Origin of the sequence: Kaistia terrae, assembly GCF_026344005.1 — a bacterium.
Lineage (GTDB): Bacteria > Pseudomonadota > Alphaproteobacteria > Rhizobiales > Kaistiaceae > Kaistia > Kaistia terrae.
The window spans coordinates 1-16,743 of record NZ_JAPKNH010000005.1 but is presented as its reverse complement, the minus strand read 5'-3'; the positions used below and the strand labels follow the sequence as shown (position 1 = coordinate 16,743).

Here is a 16,743-nt window from a genome sequence, read left to right as displayed (position 1 = left end):
ACTCGCGTCAGGACCCCATGATGTCGGGGACATCTCAATGCTTTGAGGCATTGATGCAGTGGCACAAGCATAGCGACACCGGACATTGCGCACTTGGTACATAGCGCATGAAGACATGATGCCATGTCAGGCTTTTGCCTAGCCAACGCGACCGCACGGTCTCCCATCAAATCGAAATTGGTGCGGACGGCCTACCTGATTGCAAAATCGGATCGCGTGTCGTTCGGCGTTGGTCCAACGGCTTGTCGGGAAGACCGGAGGCGGCTCTCCTGCCGAGAGCCGTCCTTTCCACAAGCAGCATTGACCGTGGTTGAGGGCAATCGCGTCATGGGACGACCTGCCGATATCGCATCCGCGGTGCGCACCTTACGAAAGCGTATGTTGAGCGTCTGACCTCGCAGAGCTATCGGGAGCCAGTCCCACCATGCTGCAGAGGAATATTGCGGATGCACCGAATCTGGGCAAGGAGGCGAGCGCTCCTGTTTGCTATCGGAATCTCAGCCTGTGTAGCGGGTGGATTCTTTGCGCATCAGTTCATCACCAACAACTTCCACACAGTCGTGGCAGGCGAACTCTATCGCTCGGCGCAGCCATCGCCGACCGACCTGGCCCGCTACAAAGCTGATTTCGGCGTCGCAACCATCCTCAATCTGCGGGGCGCCAACCCCGGAAAACCTTGGTACGATGATGAGATCACTGCCGCGAGGAAGCTCGGCGTCACGGTCATAGACATACCTCTCTCCGCCTCGCGTGAGCTTTCGCCAAACGAAGTCACGGAGGTGATTGCGGCGATGAAGTCGGCGCAAAAGCCTCTGCTTATCCACTGCAAGTCGGGGGCGGATCGGAGCGGTCTGGCGTCAGCGCTTTACTTGGCCAGCATCGCCCGGGTGGGCGAAGAACAGGCGGAAGGACAGCTCTCGATGCGGTATGGTCACGTATCGGTGCCATACTTTCCGGCCTATGCGATGGACGAGACATTCGAGACCGCGGAACCGATGATGGGCTTTCACGACTCCTAATCGTACGTCCTCACCTTTGGCCAAACCCGCGAACCTGACGGAAGATGGGCGATGAAACTGCTCGTGATCGAGGACGATGCCCGGACGTCGGACTATCTGGTCAAGGGTTTCACAGAAGCCGGCCATGTCTGCGATGCTGTAGCGCAGGGCTTGGATGCGCTGACCCTTGCGGCGCATGAACCCTACGATGTGCTCATTATCGACCGAATGCTGCCCGGGCTCGACGGCCTGTCGCTGCTGAAGGCCATTCGCGCTGCCGGTGTGAAGTCACCCGCCATATTCCTCACTGCGATTGGTGGGGTTGATGACCGCGTGGAAGGACTTGAGGCAGGTGCGGACGACTATCTTGTCAAACCGTTCGCCTTCTCCGAATTGATGGCGCGGGTCAACGCGCTGCTGCGACGGCCACCGGTTCAGGAGCACAAGACCGTGCTGCGAACGGCGGATCTCGAACTCGACCTCATCAAGCGGACCGCTACCCGATCTGGACAGCGGATCGATCTGCAGCCGCGCGAATTCACGCTGCTGGAAGTGCTGATGCGCAACGAGGGACGCGTCGTAACGCGCACGATGCTCCTGGAGAGGGTCTGGGACTTCCATTTCGATCCGAAGACCAGCGTGGTGGAAACGCATATCAGCCGGTTGCGCGCCAAGATCGACAAGCCCTTCGACGTGCCGTTGCTGCAGACGATCCGAAACATCGGCTACAGCATCCATGCGCCGCGCTAGGCTGCTCCGCAGCACACCATTCCGACTGGCCGTCATCTTCTCCGCCCTGTTTCTCGTTGCCTTCGTCGTCGCTAGCGTCATCACGGTTCAGGCGGTGCGGCGCAATCTGGTAGCCAAGCTCGACCAGGATGTCGGCGGCACCTATGCCGTGGTGGCTGCCTCTTATGGCGACAACGACGTCGAGGATCTGATTGGCCTAGTGCAGAACCATGTCGCGGTGGCGGGGGCTGCCGATCAGATTTTCCTTCTTACCGGCAGGGATGGAGTCCGCCTCGTCGGCAATATCGCGCAAAGCGCAGTGCCGCTCGGCTGGTCGACGGCGTCGGCGGGTGATCTCGGCCTCAAAGGCGACGCGCGATACCGCCTGCTCGCTGGCGACATCGGCAGCGACTACCGCCTCGTCGTCGGCAAGAGCTATGACGAGATCGAATCCGTCGGCGCCATCACGGCCGCCACCTTCATGTGGGCGACCCTGATCGTGCTGCTCGCCGCCGTGGCAGGCGGCTGGATCCTGGCGTTGCGCCTGCGAAGGCGGATGGATGCGATCGCCGGCACAATGGCTCGGATCTCCGAGGGAGCGCTGGACGCCCGTATTCCGCTGCTTGGCAATGGCGATGACATCGACGTGCTCTCCATCCGGATCAACGCGACGCTCGACCGGCTATCCGGCCTGTTCGAGGGCATGAAGCAAGTCACGGCCGACATCGCGCATGATCTGAAGACGCCGCTGAACCGGCTCAAGCTGACGATCCGGACGGCACTCGGTAAACACGACGCGGGAGAGCCGGTCGCGGCGGAGCTCGAAGAGGCCGATGCCGAGAGCGACCGGATCAATGCCACCTTTGATGCCCTGCTGCGCATCGCCCAGATAGAGGCCGGCGCACGCAAGGCCCGTTTTGCACCGGTCCAACTTGGCGATGTCGCGGCGGCTATCGCCGAGGCCTATGTCGACGTGGCCGACGAAAGCGGCCGCACGTTGCATTTCGAGGCTGGCGACAGCGCGTCCCTCATATCCGGCGACCTGCAGTTGCTGCTGCAGATGTGCGCCAATCTGATCGAGAACGCCATGATCCACGGCCCGTCCGGGACCCGCATCGGCCTTCGCGTGGCATCGACGGCAGCCGTGACGACACTATGCGTCACCGATGACGGGCCGGGCATTCCCGAAGGGGAGCGGACCAACGTACTGCGCCGACTGTACCGCCTGGAGAAGAGCCGGACGACACCTGGCTCCGGCCTGGGGCTCAGCATGGTGAAGGCGGTCGCCGACCTGCATGGCGCCAAGCTCGTGCTCTCCGACAACGAGCCTGGCCTTTGCGTCACCATTGAGTTCCCGAACCTGCGGCCGAACCGGACAGCCTGATTTCGCTTTCATACCGATCCGTATGAAGCCCGACAGGTGAGGGTATGGGCGCACGGCTATCCCGATTGGGTGGGAGCAGACAACCGTCGGAAGACTCCCCGAAACGTCGGCCTCACCGGCCGGGTGAAAGGGTTCCAGCCATGACCAAGTTCCATGAGATCCGGCCCCGCAGCGCAGCTAGTGCGTCGCTCTCGCGCCACTACGCGAGCCTGGCAATAGCCGCCATCGTGTTTGGCGCAGCGCTGCTCGCCGCGCCGCTCACTGCCAGCGCGGCGGCCGCGGTGCCTTGCGAGGACATGCTGGCGCAGCTTCGCGCGGCCAAGGCTGGCGTCGCCCTGTCGGCGGCCGACCAGGCCAAGCTGGACGGGTTCGAGGCGAAAGGCATCGAGCGCTGCAATGCCGACGACGACAAGCGCGCCGATGATTTCTTCAAGCAAGCCATGGCGCTGCTGGGCAAATAGCGGCCGCGGATTGCCACGCCCCAAAACAAGGATTTCAATCATGTCCTTCTCATCGCAGGACGCGTTGCAAGGTCAGCGCGCCAACCGCGTTCCCGATGTCACGCTCGACTTTTGGCTGATCAAGCTGATGGCCGTCACCATGGGCGAGACAGCGGCCGACTACCTGGCTGTCAACATGGGGCTGGGCCTGACCGCGACGTCGCTGCTGATGGCGACGATCCTGGTCGTGGCCCTCGTCGCGCAGTTCGCCCAGAAGCGCTATGTACCCTGGGCCTATTGGCTCGCCGTCGTCCTGATCAGCATTGTCGGCACGCTGGTGACGGACAATTTGACCGATAATTTCGGCGTGCCGCTGACAACCTCTACCCTTCTGTTCAGCGGCCTGCTGCTCGCCACCTTCGGCTTCTGGTATGCCTCGGAGCGCACGCTGTCGATCCACGCCGTCTTCACGATGAGACGCGAGGTGTTTTACTGGCTGGCGATCCTGTTCACCTTTGCTCTCGGGACGGCGGCGGGCGATCTGGTGGCCGAGCATTTCGAGCTTGGATATCTGACGACAGGGCTGATCTTCGCCGGCGTAATTGCCGTCATCGCGCTGGCCTAATACATCCTCAACATGGACAGCGTGCTGGCCTTCTGGCTCGCCTATATCCTGACCCGCCCGCTCGGCGCTTCATTTGGTGATCTGCTGTCGCAGCCGCTCGAATATGGCGGGCTGGGTCTGGGCACGATCCTGACCAGCGCGATTTTCCTGCTCTGCATCTTCGGCCTCGTCGCGTTCATGACGGTGAAGCAGGATGACAGCAGCCAGGCGGCCCTGGTTGAACGGAGCGACTAGAGTCGAAAACACCCTGGATGTGGGCGAACGGCCGGTTGCAGGAGCAGCCGGCCGTTGCCGTTTGTTGCGGAGCGGGTCTTTCGAAGGGGCGACAAGGCGAGCCGTTGCAACCGATCTGCCTTGAACCTGTCGGATCTGTAAGCTGCTCGTCAGGTCGCGGCCAGTTTGGCGGCGGACAATCTCCAATGGGAAGCAACTGCTTTCCCAGACCGGAGACGATCATGAAGAACAACCAGAATCCGCGCCTTCGGTCAGGACGTATTTCTGGCGACTCGCGACTGAGGGCAAAAGTGGTGACCGGCCACGAGTAGGTTCGGGCGAAGTAGCCCCGCATCGATCGTCCGAATTGGGGCCGGAAGCGGACTGGCCGGTTTGGGCTGCCGCTGCGCAGCAAGCCGCCGTTCTGCAGCCGGCCCCATTTCGGTCATTGGCAGAGTTCCCGCGAACACCCAATAGCTGCCGCTTGAGTGAGGCAGTCGGCCATGCTTGGACGTATGGCATTGTACTTGCGGGTATGTCTTGGCGTGCTTGCGGGTATGTATTGGCGGACTCTGACCGGCGCGCTCTTGCTTAGCGTTCGACCAGCTCGTCGAAGTGCTCAACCACGAAGCTGAGGTGGTCTTTCATCGCCGCGATGGCGTTTGGCACATCGGCATCTGCAATGGCATCGATTATAGCGCGGTGCTGTTCAATCAGAGTCGGGACGTGATGCGCCTTAAGGGAAAGCTTGCGAGCGCGATCCATATGGATCTTGATATCGGCGATCACATGCCAGACGGCAGCCCGCCCGGCTGCCTTGGCGATGTCGCGATGCATTTCCTCGTCGAGGCGAAACAGGGTGTCGAAGTCGCCCCGCTCGGCGGCGCGTTGCTGGCTCGACAGGTTAAAACGCAGCTCGTGCAGCTGCTCTTCTGACCTGAGTCTGGCCGCATCGGCAACCAGCGCGCATTCGAGGGCCGACCGCGCATATTGAGCGTCCATAACCAGGTCGCGCTTGATCGGGGAGACGAAGGTTCCCTGCTGCGGGCGGACATCGACTAGTCCTTCGCTTTCGAGACGCTTCAAGGCCTCGCGAATTGGGGTGCGGCTGATCTCGAACTCGGTCGCAAGGCGCGTCTCTGAGATCGCATCCCCAGGCGCATAGGTGAGGTCGAGGATCCGCGCCCTTATCACCGCGTAGCATTGGTCCGCCGCAGGTTCACGGGTCGTTCGCCGAGCGAAGGCCATGCATCAGTTCTCCTTTTTCTCACCCTGCCAGTGTGTCGCGAAAAAATCCACCAGCTTGTTCATTAATGCACTTGGATACTAGTGAACATTATCATATAGGTGGCGTCAGAACGGAGGACCAAATGGACTTTGCGGGTAAGAGCGCGTTTGTGATGGGTGGAACGACCGGGATTGGTCGGGCTACGGCCGAACTTTTTGTCGAGCGCGGTGCGCGTGTGACCGTCTTCGGTGCGTCTGGCTCGGCCGACGGCGCGGATCCTGAGTTGGACGCCTTGCCGGATGGCATGCTTGCTCTGGTCGGCGACGGGTCGATTGCTGCCGAAGTGGACGGCGCGATCAAGCGCGCCGCTGAGCATGGCGGCGGCCTCGATATTCTCGTCTGCTCGGCCGCGATCCATCCCTACGGGGACGCCGTAGATACCGACCCGTCGGTCTGGGCGCGGGTGATGGCGGTCAATATCGGGAGCGCCTATCTCACCGCCCATTTCGGAGTGCCCCATCTGCGCCGCCGCGGTGGTGGTTCGATCATCAACGTGGCTTCCAATCAAGGTAGCGCCAACAGTGCGGGCCTCTCGGCTTATGCCACCAGCAAGGGCGCCCTTTTAGCCTTTACCCGGACCTTGGCCGTCGATTTCGGCAAGGATGGCATTCGCGCAAATACCGTCAGTCCCGGGCCGATCGACACGCCGCTCCTGCGCGTGGCTGCCCGCAAGCTCAAGGACGGGCGGTCGCTCGAGGAAATCTATGACGATTGGGGAAAAAATCTGCCGATCTGCCGCATCGGCAGGGCGCGGGAAATGGCGGAGGTGATCGCTTTCCTCGCCAGCGATCGCGCCAGCTACGTCACCGGCGCTGACTATGTGGCCGATGGCGGTCTGCTCGCTGCGCTGGGCTTCTGAAAGGTTCGATCATGCCTCCATATCCCGACTTCCGCTCGAATGCTTTCCTGCTCGATCAGATCGAGCGCGCCATGGGTTTTTTCTACCCTGCCAATTTCGACAGCCAGGGCGGCTTTTTCAATGAGCTGGATAACGAGGGCAAGGTCGTCGATCTGGCGCCGCGCTCGCTGGTCCATACCTGTCGCACGCTCTTTAACCACGCTACGGCCTATAGGCTGTTCGGTCGGGCCGAGAACCGGCGTGCCGCCCGGCATGCGCTGGATTTCCTGACCGGAGTTCACCGGCTGCCGGCGACCAAGGGCTATCTGTTCGAGCTCGATTTCAACGATGGCGTAGTGACGCCCAAGGGCACGGACAATATCACCTATGGCATGAGCTTTGTGGTGCTGGCCTATGCCACTGCGCTTAAGGCCGGGTTCGTCGAGGCTGGCGCCTGGCTCGACGAGGCCTTCGACACCATGGAGCGGCATCTCTACGAGCCCGCCTATGGCCTTTACGCCGATCAAGCCAGTGCCGATTGGTCCGAGATCCGGTCCTATCGCGGGCAGAACGGCAATATGCATGCCTGCGAGGCCATGCTTGTCGCCTACGAGGCAACCGGAGAAGCGCGATATCTCGACCGCGCGGAAACGCTGGCGGCAGCCATGACGCTCCGGCAGGCGAAAATGAGCCCGATCGGCCAGCTCTGGGAACATTACAAGACCGACTGGAGCTTTGATCCCCACTACAATTTCAACGACCACAGCGACGGCTATCGTCCCTGGGGCTACCTGACCGGTCACCAGACCGAATGGGCCAAGCTGCTGCTGATCCTTGATGGGTATCTCTCCCGACCGTGGCATGTCGAACGCGCGCGTGAGCTGTTCGACGAGGGCGTGGCCTGTGCCTGGGACGAAGCGCGTGGGGGTCTTGCCTATTCCTATGGCCACGACAAGGCCAACTATGACGATAGCAAGCAGCAATGGGTCCATGCCGAAAGCCTTGGCGCGGCAGCGCATCTGGCGGCGGCGACCGGCGAGCAGGCCTATTGGGACTGGTACGACCGCATCTGGCGCTACGCTTATGACCATCTGGTCGATCACGAGCACGGCGGCTGGTTCCGCGCGCTCGATGTCAACAGCAAGGTCACGACGGACCGTCGCGGCGCGCCGGAGCCCGATTATCACAACATTGGCGCCTGCGCCGAAATCCTCGTCGTTCTCGAAAGGATTGGCGCATGAAGATCACCAAAATCACGCCCTATATTGCCTATAACGGCATTTCCGACTTGGTTTTCGTCAAGGTCGAAACCGATGAGCCGGGGCTGTTCGGTTGGGGCGAGTGTTCCCTGCCGGCCAAGCCCAACGGCGTCGCCGGCGCAGTACGCGATCTTGAGCCGCTGATCCTGGGTGCCGATCCGGAACGGACCGAGTGGGCCTGGCAGCGCATGTACCGGCATGCTTATTGGCGCGGCGGACCGATCCAGACGTCTGCCCTGTCCGGGATCGACGTGGCGCTCTGGGACATTCGCGGCAAGTTGGCCGGCAAGAGCGTTGCCGCTCTGCTCGGTGGCCCCGTCCGTGACAAGGTGAAGGCCTACGCCAATCTGGGACTGTCGCTATCGCCCGAAGAATTCAGGGATCGCGTCGCGGTAGCCGTCGATATGGGATTCAAGGCGGTCAAGATTTATCCCTTGCCCGCCGTCGCGATGACCGAGGGCCTAGCGTCCATTCGCCAAATCGTTGCCTGCTGCGAGGCCGTGCGGGACGAACTGGGCGATGAGCTCGACTATGCCATCGACATGCATGGTCGCCCCAGCGCCTCGCTGTCGATCATCATAGAAGACGCCGTAAGGCACACCAGCCCGATGTGGATCGAGGAGCCGGTGCCGGCCGAGTCCAATGAGGCGCTGGAGCGACTTGCGCAGCACAGCAAGACACCCATTGCGGTTGGCGAGCGCATGTTCACCCGCTGGGCGTTCCGCGAAGTGCTGGAAAACGAATGGGCGGGCATCATCCAGCCAGACGTTTCCAACGCAGGCGGCATAAGCGAGCTGGTTCGTATCGCGGCGCTTGCCGAGATGTATGGCGTCACCTTTGCGCCACACAATCCCAATGGTCCGGTACAGGCGGCAGCGAGCCTCAATCTTGCTGCCTATGCGCAGAACTTCTCGCTGCTCGAAACGCGCCACACCAATCTGGAATGGACAAGCAACCTCTCGAGCTATGTGCCGCGGGTGGACGCCGAGGGTTTCCTCGCCATGCCGCAGGGGCCGGGACTGGGCGTCGAGATCAACGAAGACTTCCTCAAGAGCCAGACAGAAGGCGAGTGGGTGCCGGAATCCTTCCGGGCCGACGGAAGCATCGCGGATTGGTGAGACCAAAGATGGAAACAGCTCACATGACATCCCCCGGCGAAAAGGCGCCTCTCCTCGAGGCGCGTGAGGTCTGGAAGCGGTTCGGCACCATTGAGGCGCTGCGTGGCGCCAACTTCACCCTGGGTCACGGCGAGATCGTCGCGCTGATGGGCGACAACGGCGCTGGCAAGTCGACCCTGGTCAAGACGCTGTGCGGCCTGCACGCGCCCAGCGAGGGCGACATCCTGTTCGAAGGCAAGCCGGTGCAGTTCGCCTCGCCGCGTGACGCGCAGGCAGTCGGCATGGAAACGGTTTACCAGGACCTCGCCATGGCGCCTGAGCTCGATGCCGCCGCCAACATGTTCCTTGGCCGCGAAATCCTCAGGGACGGCTTGCTGGGCCGTATGGGGTTTCTCGACAAGCCCAAGATGCGTGCCCGGACGGTCGATGCGCTGACGACGATGAAGGTGGCGCTGAAGAGCGTCGATGCGCCGATCTCGACGCTTTCTGGCGGTCAACGCCAGTCGATCGCCGTGGTCCGGGCAGTGACCTGGGCCGACAAGATCGTCGTCATGGACGAGCCGACCGCCGCGCTTGGCGTGGCGCAGAGTGCTGCCGTTCTGGATCTCGTGCGTCGGATCAAGGAATCCGGTCGGTCGGTGATCCTGATCAGCCACAACGTGCCCGATGTGCTCGCCGTGGCCGATCGCGTCGAAGTGCTGCGGCATGGTCGCCGCACGGCCCGCCTGAGCCGGGAAGAAATGTCCATGGAAAAGATAGTCGCCGCCATTACCGGTGCATTTGCCAATGAGGCTGCGAAATGACCCTGACGCCAAGCAATACCGCAAAACGCGGTCCCGATCTGTCCGCGCTCTGGATGGGGCCGGGTCGTATCGTCATCGTTCTGGCTCTGATCGTGGTCGTCTTCGCCGTGATGCGGCCGGAGACCTTCATGAGTTTCGCCAATATCCGTAATATCGGCATGGCAGGTGCAATCCTTCTGGTCATGGCGGTCGGCGCGACCTTCGTTCTCGTGACCGCCGGCGTCGATCTTTCTGTTGGCGCGGTCCTGGTCTTTTCCGGGGTCATAGCCGCTAAGGTGATGGGCGCGATAGGCGGACAGGGCTGGGACGTGGCCCTGGTCGGCCTCATCGCAGCCATCGTAGCCGGCACGGCCTGGGGCCTGCTAAACGGCGTGCTTGTCGCCAAGGCCAAAGTGCCGGCGCTGGTGGTTACGCTGGGCACCATGGGCGCCGCCCAGGGCCTGAGCTGGATCATTGCCGGGGAAGACCTGCGCGACGTTCCCTATGTGCTGGGTGACAATGTCGGCGTCGGCTCGGTCGGCGGCGTGCCGGTCCTTGTCATCATCGCCGCCGTCATCACCGTGATCGGCGGCATCTTGCTGACAGCGACCCGCTTTGGGCGCCACACATTGGCTATCGGCTCCAATCCGCTCGCGGCCAAGGAGATGGGCATCAATGTCGACTGGCATCTGATCAAGGTCTATGGCCTTGCCGGCATGCTGGCGGGTATCGCGGGCATCCTGTCCCTGGCCCGCTATGGCTCGACCACGATCGGCGGCCACGCGACGGATAATCTTCAGGTCATTGCTGCCGTCGTAATCGGCGGAACCAGCCTCTTTGGCGGCCGCGGCAGCGTCTTCACCACGGCGGTCGGCGTGCTGATACCGGCGACGCTGGCGAGCGGGCTGATCATGGTTGGCCTCAACACATTCTGGCGTGACGTGATGGTCGGCATCGTCCTAGTCGCGGCCGTCTATCTCGATCAAGCGGGCCGCCGTCTGACGCGATAGCGAAATCGCAGCGTCCGTGGCGCGCCTTCGGATGCTGCGCTTGAAACAGGCGCGATACTTCAGTGGGAGAGAGACCATGAACAAGACCCGTGTGCTGTCGACCGTGGCGGCAATCGCCGTTACCGTAGGCTTGGGCACGCCTGCCTTCGCGCAGGATAGTTTCGACATTGCCTTCATTCCGGGTGTAGGCGGCGACGCCTATTACGGCTCGGTGCAGTGCGGCATCGAAAAGGCCGCCGCCGAAAATGGCGCGACCGTCCAGACCCAGGCGCCGTCGGCTTTCAATCCGGCCGCCCAGATCCCGATCCTTGAGACCATGATCGCCCAGAAGCCTGACGCGATCATCATCGCGCCGACCGACAGCCAAGCGCTGTTCGCCCCGCTCAAGGTGGCCGTCGACCAGGGCATCAAGGTAGTCCTGGTTGATACCACGCTGGAAGATCCGTCCATCGCCGTGTCCCAGGTATCTTCGGACAATGTGGCGTCTGGCCGCGTCGCCGCCCAGACGCTTGCCGAACTCCTCGGCGATCGCAAGGGCTCGGTGCTGACCGTCAACCTCAGTGCCGGCGTGACGACTACCGACGATCGTGAACGCGGTTTCGCCGGAGGCATCAGGGAAGCCGGATTCAATTATCTGGGCCAGGAGTTCTCGGACAACAGCGTTCAGAAAGCAGACCAGATCGTTTCGGCTGCGCTGCTCGCCAATAGCGACCTGGCAGGCGTCTTCTCGACAGCTGCCTTCAACACGGAAGGCGCGGTTGCGGCCATCCGGGCCGCCGGTCGGTCCGAGGATGTCGTCGTGGTCGGCTTCAATGCCAACCCACCGGGCATCGAGCAGCTGAAACGCGGCCAGGTCGCTGCACAGGTCGTCCTCAAGCCCTATGACTCGGGCTATCAGGCCGGTCTGCAGGCCATCGCCTCGCTGCGCGGCGAAAAAACGACGCCGGTCATCCGCACCGGTGCGACCGTAGCGACCAAGGATAACCTGACCGATCCCCAGGTCAGCCGCTACGTCTACAGCTTCACCTGTCCCTGATACGCCAGATCGGTCGCGCCCCGTCCTGACGGCGGCGCGGCCAATATTTTGCGAGGCCCGCCCATCCATGAGCGATATAGTTCAAAGCGTCATATCGAGCGGCAACCTCCTGGGCGAGGTGCCGGTTTGGGACGTCCGCGAACAGGCACTCTACTGGGTCGATATCGATCGGGCCCTGCTGCAACGCTTCATTCCGGCCAGCGGCGAGGTCCGTACATGGGCGATGCCGGAACGTCTGTCCGGTTTTGCGCTCAGGGCAGATGCGCCCGGCATCATTGGCGCTTTCGAGAGCGGCATCGGTTTTTGCAATCCGGACACGGGCGAAATCGACTGGATCGCGCGGGAAGGGCTGCTGCGCGCGGGCACGATCTTCAACGAAGGAAAAGTGGACCGGGCAGGACGGTTCTGGGCCGGGTCGAAAGACGAAAGTCTCACCCACTCCACGGCGTCGCTCTACAGGATCGATACAGACCTGTCGGTGACCCGCATGGCCGACGGTATTGGCATCGCCAATTTCTTCGCCTGGTCGCTCGACAACAGCCGCTTCTGGCTCGCGGACTCGCTGGTCAAGCAGGTCTTTGCGTTCGACTACGAACACGCCACCGGCAATATCCTTAACCGCTCCGTCTTCAAGGACTTCGCCGATGGGCAGACGCCCGATGGCGGGACGATCGACGCCGAAGGTTTCCTCTGGATCGCCATGTGGGGCAATTGGAAGATTGTTCGTCTCGCGGCGGACGGCTCCGTCGACCGCGAAATTGCGATGCCGGTCAGCCAGCCGACCAGTTGCATGTTCGGCGGCCCAGATCTCAGGACGCTCTATGTCACCTCGGCCCGTTGGGGCCTGTCGCCAAGAACTGGCCGCGCAGCCGCTAGCGGGGAATGTCTTTGCAGTCGATGCTGGCGTGGCGGGCGTCGCGGAGCCGAGGTTTGGCGCATGACCGTGCTATCTCGGCCAGACTGGATTGCCGTGGACTGGGGTACATCCAATCTGCGCGTATGGGCGATGCACGCCGATTCAGCGCCAAGCTTGCTGTCACATTCAAACCTGGGCATGGGCCGGCTTGCATCGGACGAGTTCGTCACCGTGCTGGACGATTGCTGCGCGTCCATTCCGGACTTGGCGGGGATAGAGGTCATGGTGTGCGGCATGGCCGGCGCCCGACAAGGCAGGTTGGAAGCGCCTTACCTGAAGCTCCGCTCGATCTGCGAGCTTTGGCGGCCGCGTCTGTCAGCCCGCCGGCCACCACATCGGGTTTGCAGCCGCCGAGGCCGTGGCCAGGCGCCACCCAGGACTGTGCGACCCGGGCCGAGAACGCAGTCAGCGCCTTTCGGCGCGATTTACATCCCGCCCCAACTGAGACGCGCTGAACCGACTTAAGGAGACAAGCATGAAGATTACTGCGCTCAAGACCTTCATCGTTCCGCCGCGCTGGCTCTTCCTCAAGATCGAGACCGATGAGGGCCTCTATGGCTGGGGCGAGCCGGTTGTGGAAGGCCGTGCTCACACGGTGGAGGCGGCCGTGCATGAACTGGCCGATTTCCTTGTCGGCCAGGACCCATCCCGCATCGAGGACCTCTGGCAAGTCATGTATCGGGGGGCCTTCTATCGCGGGGGTCCGATCATGATGAGCGCCATTGCCGGCGTCGACCAGGCCCTATGGGACATCAAGGGCCGTGCGGCCAACCTGCCGGTGCACCAGATGCTGGGTGGTCCGTGCCGCGACAAGATACGCGTCTATTCCTGGATTGGCGGTGACCGGCCCGCCGTGGTTGCCAAGGCAGCGAAGGAGGCGGTCGATTTGGGCTTCACCGCGCTGAAGATGAATGGCGCCGAGGAAATGCAGATCGTCGACAGTTATGCCAAGATCGATGCAATTGCCGAAAATATCGGTGCGGTGCGCGATGCCATCGGCTCGCATGTCGGGCTGGCCGTCGACTTTCATGGTCGCGTACACCGGCCCATGGCCAAGGCGCTGATCCGCGAGCTCGAACAGTTCCGCCTGATGTTCATCGAGGAGCCGCTGCTCTCTGAACATATCGACGCCATCGGAGAAGTGGCCAAGGGCTCGTCCACCCCCATTGCTCTGGGCGAGCGGCTCTATTCGCGCTGGGACTTCCGCCAGGTGCTAGAAAGCCGTGTGGTCGATATCATTCAACCCGATCTCAGCCATGCCGGCGGCATCACCGAAGTGCGCAAGATCGCGGCCATGGCCGAGGCCTACGACGTGGCGCTGGCGCCTCATTGCCCGCTTGGCCCGATCGCATTGGCCGCGTGCCTCCAGGTCGATGCCGTCAGCCACAACGCCTTTATCCAGGAGCAGTCGCTCGGCATCCACTACAATGGTACCGGCCGCGACCTGCTCGACTACTTGGTCGATCCCCATGTCTTCGCCTATGCCGATGGCATGGTGGCTATCCCAAACGGTCCCGGCCTTGGTGTCGAGGTCAATGAAGAGGCTGTCATCGAGGCAGCCAAAGTCGGCCATCGCTGGCGCAATCCGCTTTGGCGCCATGCCGATGGAAGCGTAGCGGAATGGTGACCAGCGCCCTGACCGCAGCGCGACCCCATTTCAGACATTCTGGCCGCTATCGTGATAAGTTATATACCGTCGCATTTTCAGGAAATGCACGATTAATCAATCCTAAAATGGGCTCGCCAGATTCCAATCCAGACTATCATGTTACGGGAATTGGCGCCGCGCGGAGCCTTTCTCCCGAGCGGCTCATCTGACATTAACAGTGCACTTCTGCCCCTCCTTGCCGCAACCTCAGCCTCCAGCCAACGCCGCCCGCAGGCGGCCCGCGAGGGCATCGTTAGCCGGGTCGGTGACAAAGAATGCCTGGTGTGCCCCGTCTCGATAGAGACCAGCATCGCGTGCCTTCTTCATCGCCGGCGATGCGGCGAAGGCTCGCCATGCGTCTTCGTTGGCGAACCGGATGACTGCGCCATAGTTGACCTGGTCCCGCTGAGGTCCGCCCAGCAATCTGTCAGGTGCAACCACCTGGTCCCCTGCCGCATCCACCAGCGCGGAAAAGGCTTCGGTGTCCGGGGACCCGCTAAAACGGGCAACATAGAAGATGGCGTCGCCGAAGGGCCAGACCTGGTCTTCGGGCCGGTCAGGTACTGGCGGTGAGGTCGGCCGGTCATCGTCGCGGCGGAAGCGTTCCGTCCGGTCGCTGTTGATCTTGATTATGCGCTCCGCCTCGGCGGGCTCATAGCTTGGAAAGATGTCAAACGACGCGCCCCGTGAGATAGCCTTCAAGTGTCGGCCTGGCGGTCGGCGGCCATGTGGATCGGGTCATAGAAATAGTTGCGCCAGCCCTGCTCGCTGTCGAAGGTGGTAATCTGCGCGTATTCGAAGCCATCTGCTACGGACACGTCCCGGCCCCTGGAGTCCGGAACCGACCCAACAGTGGCCTTTGGGGGGGACGCTTCCTTTCGTCCGTCACAGCGCTGCGCTACGCTAGACTGATGCCCCTGGATATGCCCAATCGGAAGAACCCTATCATGAGAGATAAGCCAGGCCTCGATCGTCGCGATTTCATGATCTCATCCACCCTCGCGACCATCGGTGGCGCTGCGACGTCGGTTGCTCTCTCGTCCGATCATGCTGCGGCACAAACCGCAACGGCTGAACGGTCGGGAGGAACGGTCTACACCGGCGAACAAATCCAGGGAAAGAGAGTCGTCAGCGCGCTCGACGTGAACGATCTGGAGGCCGGACAGAAGCACCTTTTGTATTTTCAGGGTGTGGAGACGCCCACCGGGCAGCACTGGTATGTGTCTGTGACGGTTGCCAGGGGGGCGAATCCTGGAAAGCGCGTCGTGTTGACAAGCGGTGTGCATGGTGACGAGATGAGTTCCATTCATACGGTTCAGACCGTAATGAACCAGCTTGATCCAGCGCAGATGTCGGGCACGGTGATGGCGGTAACCGACATATCCCGCCCGGCCCTGGAAGGCATACAGCGCCGGTGGCCGAATCAAGGCAGAGGCATAGATCTGATCGACATGAACCGGGAATGGCCTGGGAACGAGAACGGCCCGACCGCGCCGAGCCGCCATGCCGGGATGCTTTTCAACCGGCTGCTGCGGCCCAACGCCGACGTCGCGATCGATTTCCATACCGGGACAACTGGGCTAGAGGTCACCGCGTTCAACATCGGCGATACAGCTAGGCCCGAGGTCAAGGAGATGCTGGACCTCTATCCCGTCGGCCAGATCCTCGACATGCCGAAAGAAGCCAATATTGCTCTGCGCCCGGGGAAACATCTAAGCCGCGCCCGTCGCCGGGCCGGCGTGGACAAGGTCCGATCGGAACTGAAGATCCCTGAAAGGCGGGCCTGCGCAGCCCCGGGCCAGCACCGGCCCACACAGAAACGGCCCGCCCAGCTCAAGCCCGCCCGAGGGCGCGATGATGAGGCGGCCCTGAATGCCGACATCATCGAGTTGGCCAGGACCTACGGCCGCTACGGCTACCGGCGGGTCACGGCTTTGCTGCGTCATGTCGGCTCGCCAGTGAACGCCAAGCGGGTCCAGCGATCTGGCGACAGGAGGGGCTGAAGGCCCCACACAAGCAACCAAAGCGCGGCCGATTATGGCTGAATGACGGCTCGTGCCTGCATGTGCGCGCCGAGCGGCTAAACCACGTCTGGTCCTACGACCTCATCGAGGATCGGACCCATGATGGACGGAAATCCCCATTCTATGTCTGATGGCGGAGTTCACCCACGGGGCCTTGTCACCCACGAGGCCTTGCCATCAGGGTGACACGTAAGCTCAATTCCACCGACGTGCTGGAAACCCTGGCCGATCTGATGATCCTGCGCGGCCCGCCGGCCTATGTTCCCACAGTCGCTCCGCAGTCTAGCCCACTCGTTGATCGAGTTGGCGCGCCAGATCGGCCCCTGCGCGTCAGGGTTTGAACCGGACCGGCGCGGTGATGGTCTTTTTGACGCCGGGCGGTGGTGGCGGCACGGGGGAGGCCCGGCGCAGGAGGGACAACACTTCCTGGTCCAG

15 protein-coding genes and 3 pseudogenes are annotated in these 16,743 nt (G+C 62.3%); 15 read left to right on the top strand and 3 right to left on the bottom strand.

All coding sequences use genetic code 11. From position 1 onward, the window contains the following. Positions 1 to 446 precede the first annotated feature (446 nt). The 5 genes and pseudogenes from OSH12_RS15190 to OSH12_RS15170 all read left to right on the top strand — a co-directional run bounded on the left by OSH12_RS15190 (position 447) and on the right by OSH12_RS15170 (position 4,410). On the top strand, positions 447 to 1,019 hold the full coding sequence (locus tag OSH12_RS15190; RefSeq protein WP_266344429.1) for a dual specificity protein phosphatase family protein: 573 nt from the start codon (positions 447 to 449) through the stop codon (positions 1,017 to 1,019). A gap of 51 nt (positions 1,020 to 1,070) precedes the next feature. Continuing rightward, complete coding sequence (locus tag OSH12_RS15185; RefSeq protein WP_266344428.1) at positions 1,071 to 1,748, top strand: winged helix-turn-helix domain-containing protein; 678 nt, start codon at positions 1,071 to 1,073, stop codon at positions 1,746 to 1,748. After that, positions 1,735 to 3,111 (top strand): sensor histidine kinase, encoded by a 1,377-nt coding sequence (locus OSH12_RS15180; RefSeq protein ID WP_266344427.1) that lies wholly within the window; start codon positions 1,735 to 1,737, stop codon positions 3,109 to 3,111. The genes OSH12_RS15185 and OSH12_RS15180 overlap by 14 nt, the downstream gene beginning before the upstream one ends. 140 nt (positions 3,112 to 3,251) lie before the next feature. Then, on the top strand, positions 3,252 to 3,572 hold the full coding sequence (locus OSH12_RS15175; protein ID WP_266344426.1) for a hypothetical protein: 321 nt from the start codon (positions 3,252 to 3,254) through the stop codon (positions 3,570 to 3,572). A gap of 40 nt (positions 3,573 to 3,612) precedes the next feature. Continuing rightward, a pseudogene (locus OSH12_RS15170) lies at positions 3,613 to 4,410 on the top strand (COG4705 family protein). Between the two features lie 570 nt (positions 4,411 to 4,980). Here the strand turns inward: OSH12_RS15170 and OSH12_RS15165 are convergent. Beyond that, positions 4,981 to 5,637, bottom strand: coding sequence for a GntR family transcriptional regulator (locus OSH12_RS15165; RefSeq protein WP_266344425.1), 657 nt, complete (start codon positions 5,635 to 5,637; stop codon positions 4,981 to 4,983). Between the two features lie 65 nt (positions 5,638 to 5,702). Here OSH12_RS15165 and OSH12_RS15160 point away from each other — a divergent pair, with 65 nt between their 5' ends. The 8 genes from OSH12_RS15160 (at position 5,703) to dgoD (OSH12_RS15125) (ending at position 14,263) form a co-directional block, all read left to right on the top strand. Next, on the top strand, positions 5,703 to 6,536 hold the full coding sequence (locus OSH12_RS15160) for an SDR family NAD(P)-dependent oxidoreductase (RefSeq protein ID WP_323180663.1): 834 nt from the start codon (positions 5,703 to 5,705) through the stop codon (positions 6,534 to 6,536). Between the two features lie 11 nt (positions 6,537 to 6,547). After that, positions 6,548 to 7,756, top strand: coding sequence for an AGE family epimerase/isomerase (locus tag OSH12_RS15155; RefSeq protein WP_266344424.1), 1,209 nt, complete (start codon positions 6,548 to 6,550; stop codon positions 7,754 to 7,756). Next, a complete protein-coding gene (gene dgoD / locus OSH12_RS15150) occupies positions 7,753 to 8,892 on the top strand; it encodes a galactonate dehydratase (protein WP_266344423.1) in 1,140 nt (379 codons plus the stop codon). The genes OSH12_RS15155 and dgoD (OSH12_RS15150) overlap by 4 nt, the downstream gene beginning before the upstream one ends. Positions 8,893 to 8,915: 23 nt before the next feature. Continuing rightward, the gene (locus OSH12_RS15145; RefSeq protein ID WP_266344422.1) at positions 8,916 to 9,695 is read left to right on the top strand and encodes an ATP-binding cassette domain-containing protein; all 780 of its coding nucleotides are present in this window, start codon (positions 8,916 to 8,918) and stop codon (positions 9,693 to 9,695) included. Then, positions 9,692 to 10,684: an ABC transporter permease gene (locus OSH12_RS15140; RefSeq protein ID WP_266344421.1), complete on the top strand. Its 993-nt coding sequence runs from the start codon at positions 9,692 to 9,694 to the stop codon at positions 10,682 to 10,684. Before OSH12_RS15145 ends, OSH12_RS15140 begins: the two co-directional genes overlap by 4 nt. A 76-nt stretch (positions 10,685 to 10,760) precedes the next feature. Then, complete coding sequence (locus OSH12_RS15135; RefSeq protein ID WP_266344420.1) at positions 10,761 to 11,720, top strand: ABC transporter substrate-binding protein; 960 nt, start codon at positions 10,761 to 10,763, stop codon at positions 11,718 to 11,720. A 67-nt stretch (positions 11,721 to 11,787) separates the two neighbouring features. Further along, positions 11,788 to 13,101 carry an SMP-30/gluconolactonase/LRE family protein gene (locus OSH12_RS15130; RefSeq protein ID WP_266344419.1) on the top strand — a complete coding sequence of 438 codons (1,314 nt, stop codon included), beginning with the start codon at positions 11,788 to 11,790 and terminating at the stop codon, positions 13,099 to 13,101. Positions 13,102 to 13,111: 10 nt separating this feature from the next. Next, a complete protein-coding gene (gene dgoD, locus OSH12_RS15125; protein WP_266344418.1) occupies positions 13,112 to 14,263 on the top strand; it encodes a galactonate dehydratase in 1,152 nt (383 codons plus the stop codon). Between the two features lie 228 nt (positions 14,264 to 14,491). Here the strand turns inward: dgoD (OSH12_RS15125) and OSH12_RS15120 are convergent, their stop codons facing one another. Continuing rightward, positions 14,492 to 14,986, bottom strand: coding sequence for a hypothetical protein (locus tag OSH12_RS15120; protein ID WP_266344417.1), 495 nt, complete (start codon positions 14,984 to 14,986; stop codon positions 14,492 to 14,494). Positions 14,987 to 15,195: 209 nt separating this feature from the next. Between OSH12_RS15120 and OSH12_RS15115 the strand changes: the two are divergent. Beyond that, positions 15,196 to 15,912, top strand: a pseudogene (locus OSH12_RS15115) (peptidase M14); the annotation flags it as partial. A gap of 75 nt (positions 15,913 to 15,987) precedes the next feature. Continuing rightward, positions 15,988 to 16,571: pseudogene (locus OSH12_RS15110) on the top strand (IS3 family transposase); the annotation flags it as partial. Between the two features lie 67 nt (positions 16,572 to 16,638). Here OSH12_RS15110 and OSH12_RS15105 read toward each other — a convergent pair. Beyond that, positions 16,639 to 16,731 (bottom strand): hypothetical protein, encoded by a 93-nt coding sequence (locus tag OSH12_RS15105; RefSeq protein ID WP_407660763.1) that lies wholly within the window; start codon positions 16,729 to 16,731, stop codon positions 16,639 to 16,641. Positions 16,732 to 16,743 lie beyond the last annotated feature (12 nt).

Coding starts and splice junctions, on each gene's coding strand:
- OSH12_RS15185 (WP_266344428.1), top strand. CDS start 1,071: ATGAAACTGCTCGTGATCGAGGACGATGCCCGGACGTCGGACTATCTG.
- OSH12_RS15180 (WP_266344427.1), top strand. CDS start 1,735: ATGCGCCGCGCTAGGCTGCTCCGCAGCACACCATTCCGACTGGCCGTC.
- OSH12_RS15145 (WP_266344422.1), top strand. CDS start 8,916: ATGACATCCCCCGGCGAAAAGGCGCCTCTCCTCGAGGCGCGTGAGGTC.
- dgoD (WP_266344418.1), top strand. CDS start 13,112: ATGAAGATTACTGCGCTCAAGACCTTCATCGTTCCGCCGCGCTGGCTC.
- OSH12_RS15160 (WP_323180663.1), top strand. CDS start 5,703: ATGCACTTGGATACTAGTGAACATTATCATATAGGTGGCGTCAGAACG.
- OSH12_RS15190 (WP_266344429.1), top strand. CDS start 447: ATGCACCGAATCTGGGCAAGGAGGCGAGCGCTCCTGTTTGCTATCGGA.
- OSH12_RS15140 (WP_266344421.1), top strand. CDS start 9,692: ATGACCCTGACGCCAAGCAATACCGCAAAACGCGGTCCCGATCTGTCC.
- OSH12_RS15175 (WP_266344426.1), top strand. CDS start 3,252: ATGACCAAGTTCCATGAGATCCGGCCCCGCAGCGCAGCTAGTGCGTCG.
- dgoD (WP_266344423.1), top strand. CDS start 7,753: ATGAAGATCACCAAAATCACGCCCTATATTGCCTATAACGGCATTTCC.
- OSH12_RS15130 (WP_266344419.1), top strand. CDS start 11,788: ATGAGCGATATAGTTCAAAGCGTCATATCGAGCGGCAACCTCCTGGGC.
- OSH12_RS15165 (WP_266344425.1), bottom strand. CDS start 5,637: ATGGCCTTCGCTCGGCGAACGACCCGTGAACCTGCGGCGGACCAATGC.
- OSH12_RS15135 (WP_266344420.1), top strand. CDS start 10,761: ATGAACAAGACCCGTGTGCTGTCGACCGTGGCGGCAATCGCCGTTACC.
- OSH12_RS15155 (WP_266344424.1), top strand. CDS start 6,548: ATGCCTCCATATCCCGACTTCCGCTCGAATGCTTTCCTGCTCGATCAG.